The organism is Novipirellula sp., from assembly GCF_041583735.1.
Lineage (GTDB): Bacteria > Planctomycetota > Planctomycetia > Pirellulales > Pirellulaceae > Novipirellula.
On sequence record NZ_JBFHFD010000643.1, the window covers coordinates 1 to 4,965 of the forward strand.

The 4,965-nt window shown below is 54.5% G+C and carries 4 protein-coding genes; 3 read left to right on the forward strand and 1 reads right to left on the reverse strand.

Annotated elements, in window-relative coordinates; translation table 11 throughout:
• A partial coding sequence (topA, locus tag ABX962_RS30070; protein WP_372725078.1) for a type I DNA topoisomerase occupies positions 1-2,197 on the forward strand: 2,197 nt, incomplete at its 5' end.
• A gap of 453 nt (positions 2,198-2,650) precedes the next feature.
• Here topA and ABX962_RS30075 read toward each other — a convergent pair.
• On the reverse strand, positions 2,651-2,986 hold the full coding sequence (locus tag ABX962_RS30075; protein WP_372725080.1) for a hypothetical protein: 336 nt from the start codon (positions 2,984-2,986) through the stop codon (positions 2,651-2,653).
• A gap of 66 nt (positions 2,987-3,052) precedes the next feature.
• On the opposite strand from ABX962_RS30075, the gene ABX962_RS30080 reads away from it, so the two are divergent.
• Both ABX962_RS30080 and ABX962_RS30085 read left to right on the forward strand, forming a co-directional pair.
• The gene (locus tag ABX962_RS30080; protein WP_372725082.1) at positions 3,053-4,495 is read left to right on the forward strand and encodes an oligosaccharide flippase family protein; all 1,443 of its coding nucleotides are present in this window, start codon (positions 3,053-3,055) and stop codon (positions 4,493-4,495) included.
• A 58-nt stretch (positions 4,496-4,553) separates the two neighbouring features.
• The coding region (locus ABX962_RS30085; protein WP_372725083.1) for a hypothetical protein at positions 4,554-4,965 on the forward strand (412 nt) is incomplete at its 3' end.

Sequence of the window (4,965 nt, forward strand, 5' to 3'; positions counted from 1 at the left end):
CCGCGGGCTGAGTGCTGGTCGCGTGCAAAGTGTTGCCGTTCGCTTGATCGTGCAGCGCGAACGCGAGCGGATTGCCTTTGTCGATTCGACGTACTGGGATCTCGAAGCGACGTTTGACACCGCGTCGAAAGAGTCGTTTAACGCAACGCTGGCGACGGTCGATGGTCGAAAAATTCCCTCCGGCAAAGATTTTGATTCCGAAAACGGCAAGCTGAAAAATCCCGACTTGCTGCAGATGAACGAGGCCGAGGCGACGGCGCTGGCCGAGCGGCTTCGCAGTGCCGACTTCAAAGTCACCAAGGTCGAAGTCAAACCGTTTACCGAACGTCCCAAAGCACCGTTTACCACCAGTACGCTGCAACAGGAAGCCAACCGCAAGATGGGCTTCACCGCTCGGCGGACCATGCAGGCGGCCCAGCGGTTGTACGAAAACGGTTACATCACTTACATGCGTACCGATAGCACAACGCTCAGCAAGGAGGCGATCGATGCGTCGCGTAACTTGGTGCGAAGTGAGTACGGCGATTCGTTCTTGCACCCCAGCGTTCGTGTGTATGCCAACAAAGTCAAAAACGCGCAGGAGGCTCACGAAGCGATCCGTCCTGCGGGTACCCCGTTCCGGCTGCCCGAAGCGGTCCGCGGCGAGCTCGATTCGGACCAGTTCCGCATTTTTGAACTGATTTGGAAACGGACGATCGCCTGCCAGATGGCGGACGCCAAGAAACAACGCATCGGCGTGACGATCGAAGGGGGCGGAGCGACCTTTACCGCCAGCGGAACGAGCATCCTGTTCGAAGGTTTTTTGCGTGCCTACGTCGAAGGCAGCGATGATCCCGAAGCGGAATTGGCGAACAAAGAACGTTTGCTACCGGCGTTGTCCGAGCAAGACCGACTTGACGCTGCAAACTTGGATCCAAAGAGCCACACGACCCAGCCTCCGGCGCGATTCAGCGAAGCGTCGTTGACTCGAACGCTCGAAGAAAAAGGGATTGGTCGTCCGAGTACGTTTGCGTCGATTATCGACACGATCCAGAAACGCGATTATGTCTACAAGAAGGGTAACGCATTGGTCCCAAGCTGGACCGCATTCAGCGTGATTCGTCTGCTGGAAACGCATTTCGGTGCATTGGTGGATTATGAGTTCACCGCCCAAATGGAGGATTTTCTCGATACAATTAGTCGCAAAGAAGCCGAGCGGCTCGAGTACTTGAAGAGTTTCTATTTTGGCGACACCGACAATCCTGCGACAAAAGATCACAAAGCGATCGGGCTGAAAAAGCGACTCGAAGAGAAGGTCGAAGAAATCGATCCTCGCGTCACGGCCATGTTTTCGATGGGCACGCCCGCCGAGGGCGAGCATCGCGAAGAGGTGTTTGTCCGTGTCGGCAAGTACGGCCCGTTTTTAGAACAAGGCGAACGCCGTGGCTCGATTCCCGATGGTTTGGCGCCCGACGAAATCGATTTGCCAAAAGCACTCGAACTGCTTGAACAAAGTCAGGTCGAAGACGAACCGATCGGAGTTCACCCCGAAACCGGCAAGCCGATCTACGTCAAAGTCGGTCGCTTTGGTGCTTACATCCAACTCGGTGAAAACGACGACGAAGAAAAACGCAATCAATCGCTATTGAAAGGGATGGAAATCGCCGACTTGACGCTCGAAATGGCGTGCAAGTTATTGACGTTGCCACGAACGCTGGGCAATAACCCCGAAAATGACGCTCCGATCCAAGCGTTTGATGGACGGTACGGACCATATATCAAGTGCGAGAAAGACACTCGCTCGCTGCCCGCCGGTGTGTCGCCACTAGAGGTCACGCTCGAGGAAGCGATCACGCTGCTGAAACAACCCAAAACACGCGGTCGTGCGGCCCCCAAAGAACCGATCAAAAAGTTCGAGAAACCGTCGCCGATCACCGAAGGCGAAGTCAAGATTCTCGAAGGTCGCTTTGGGCCCTACGTGACCGATGGCGAAACCAATGCCTCGCTACGCAAGGGAATGGACGCGGCCGAAATGACTTTCGAAGCTGCCTTGGACTTGTTGGCCGAACGTGCCGCCAAGGGGCCGACGAAAAAGAAAAAGAAGGCCAGCAAGAAGAAGGGGGCGACAAAAAAGAAAGCCGCCAAGAAGAAGACGACCAAGAAAAAGGCCGCTAAAAAGACGGCGAAAAAGAAGGGCGTCGTCAAGAAGAACGCCTAACGGCGCCGGAGCGTCACACCCGGTCGTGGCGAAACACGTCAAGAGTTTCGTCCGTTCTGCATTCGCAACCAACCACCATGCCGCCAAGTCTCTTGGCGGCATTTTTTGTGGTTCCATCGAATGCAATCTTACTGCATTTGGGGCACTGCACGATCTCGGCCGAATCCATTTTGACCGACAACATAGTTCCACGGGGACATTTGACACGGCGCATTGAAGTACACTCACAACGTAAACGCGACGGAGATTTCGGTGGCAATGCTAAAGATAGAATCAGCATAGCGTGCCGAATCTGTTCGCTGGGTTTGTAACGTACGTCCGCGTCAGCAAGTTTTTCTTTCCGCCCGATTTTTTCTTTTCGCCCGAATTGTTCATTCCTCTCGATCGCAAACGCCGCCGCGATCGAGTCCTCTTTCCATCGTGGGGGCGACACACACGATGACTCGGTTTCCGCTAACTTGTTGTTTGACGCAGCAACCCAAACGTGACGGCAAAGCGAGATCGCAATGATATTGCGACCGAGTATGCAAAGCTTGCATCCGAATACGATTCGCGATGGTCGTCCTCGATCCGAAGGCCGATCGATGCGACCTTGGCTCGGATACCGAGTGAGCTCGGCGATGTTTTGGATGTTTTGGATGTAGGCTGATGACAGCGTCCGCTACCAAATTGTCCGTTGCTGCGGTTGGGGAAGTTTCCTCGACCTCCCGATTCGCTCGAAGGCGTCGATTCTGGCGGGATCTGGTGCCCCCTAGGACTGGACGTTTGCAGCAGAGTTATTACGCTCATGAATGCGGTGCCCCCCTTTTTTTATCTGCGGCAGCATCAAATTCACGCTTGGTTGACAATGCGATCGTGTTACGCCCTTTTATCCATCAACGTCTGCGGCCCGCATTGCGAAACCCGGCAACGTTTGCATCGCTGAGCACGGTGGGATTGTTTGGGGCAAGCTTGGTACTGAAGCTGGTCAGCAACTTGGTGCTTTCGAGGTTGGTCTTGCCCGACGTGTTCGGGTTGATGGCGTTGGTGTCAATCGCGGTGATGGGATTGACGCTGTTGTCGGATGTCGGACTCGCCCCGGCTGTGGTCCAACATCGCAAGGGAAGTGATCCTGATTTTTTGTGTACCGCGTGGACAGTGCAAGTCGTCCGCGGATTGGGGATTTGGATTGCCTGCTGGATCGCGGCACCTTTGGTGGCCAATTTCTACAGTGAACCGATCTTGATTGTGTTGATTCCGATCGTTGGTTTCACGGCGGCGATCGAAGGCTTTGCCTCGACCGGGATCATGACCGTTCAGCGTCGATTGAAACCAACCGCGATGATTGCCTACAACGTGCTGAGTCAGTTGATTGGAACGATCGTGACCTGCATCATCGCTTTTTTTTACCCGACTATTTGGGCGTTGGTTGCCGGAGCATTGGCGGCGTCGACGACTCGCATGACCAGCAGTTTTTTATTGCCCAGTGAGATGCGTCATCATTTCCGCTGGAACCCCGAGTTTGCTCGCGATTTGTTTCATTTTGGGAAATGGATTTTTGTCAGCACCGCAGCAACGTTCTTTGCCATGCAAGTGGACCGAATGGTGTTGGGGCGAATCGGCAGTCTCGAAACGCTCGGCCTGTACACGTTAGCGACCACGATCGCGATGTTGCCGGTACTGTTGATCACGCACATCGGCGACTATGTCATGTTTCCATTGTTGGCCCGGTCGGCGCGAGAGACACCCGAGAAACTTGCCGCCGAAGTGGCACCGGTTCGTGGCCGGATGCTCGGATTTGGTTTGATCATGAACGTGGGTGTTTTTGCCATCGCGCCGATTTTCTTCGGACGGTTGTATGGTGCTGAATACGCGGATGCCGGACGATTGTGTCAATGGATGGTTTTTGCAGGCTGGGGAAGCGTCGTCTCTGGATTGGCCGTACAAACGCTCAAGGCCATTGGCGATGTCAAGTCGATGGCGACGGGGAAAATGATTCGCTTTTTTATGACAATTCCGTGTACGCTGATTGGCTTTACCCAATTCGGACTCGAGGGGTTTATTGTCGGTTACACGCTGGGGATTGTTCCCGAGCATTTATGGAACGGTTACAGGCTCTGGAGCACCCAGTTGTTCTTTCCGCTACAAGATCTGGCATGCACGTTGGCATTTACCGCCGCAATCATCGTGTTGCATCTGTTTGGAACCACGATTCTAACGTCGGCGGCACTGGTTTGTCTGGTCAGCGGAATCACACTGGCCGCCGTCTATTGGATGGAAAGCAAAGCACGCGGCGAGTTGGCGGCGCAATCGACGTAACCACCACGGCAGCTCGGTTTGGGAACCGTACACGAATTTTCTAAAACGAATTGACAAAATGTCTCCGCCAAAACCGATTCGAATCGCCAATGTTTCGGGGGATCCCAACCTTGATTGGTGTTGGATCCGCGACCTGATCGACCGCGACTTTGTCGTTGGCGAACGGCCGTTGCAATGGTCCAATTTTTCGCTCTCGGCAAAGCAGCAATTTTCGAATCCAAGAGCGGTCACGCTGGCACGTCGATTTCCTGGTCTCGCTCGCTGTGCGGGCGCGGCAGCGTTCACGGCGGCGGATCGACAAACACCGTTTGATCTGATCGTTTCGCATGGGCCGTGGGTCACTTCGTGGGTCGACTACGCGATGCGTGTCCGTCGCATGAACCGGACCGCCAGACATTTGGGTTTTTCGTTTAACTTCACGGATCTACCTACCGGGCTGCGTTATCAACTGATGGCTCGCAGTTTCAGAC

Excerpts from the sequence above, each read along its gene's own strand:
- ABX962_RS30075 (WP_372725080.1), bottom strand. The coding sequence starts at position 2,986 with ATGAGCGTAATAACTCTGCTGCAAACGTCCAGTCCTAGGGGGCACCAG.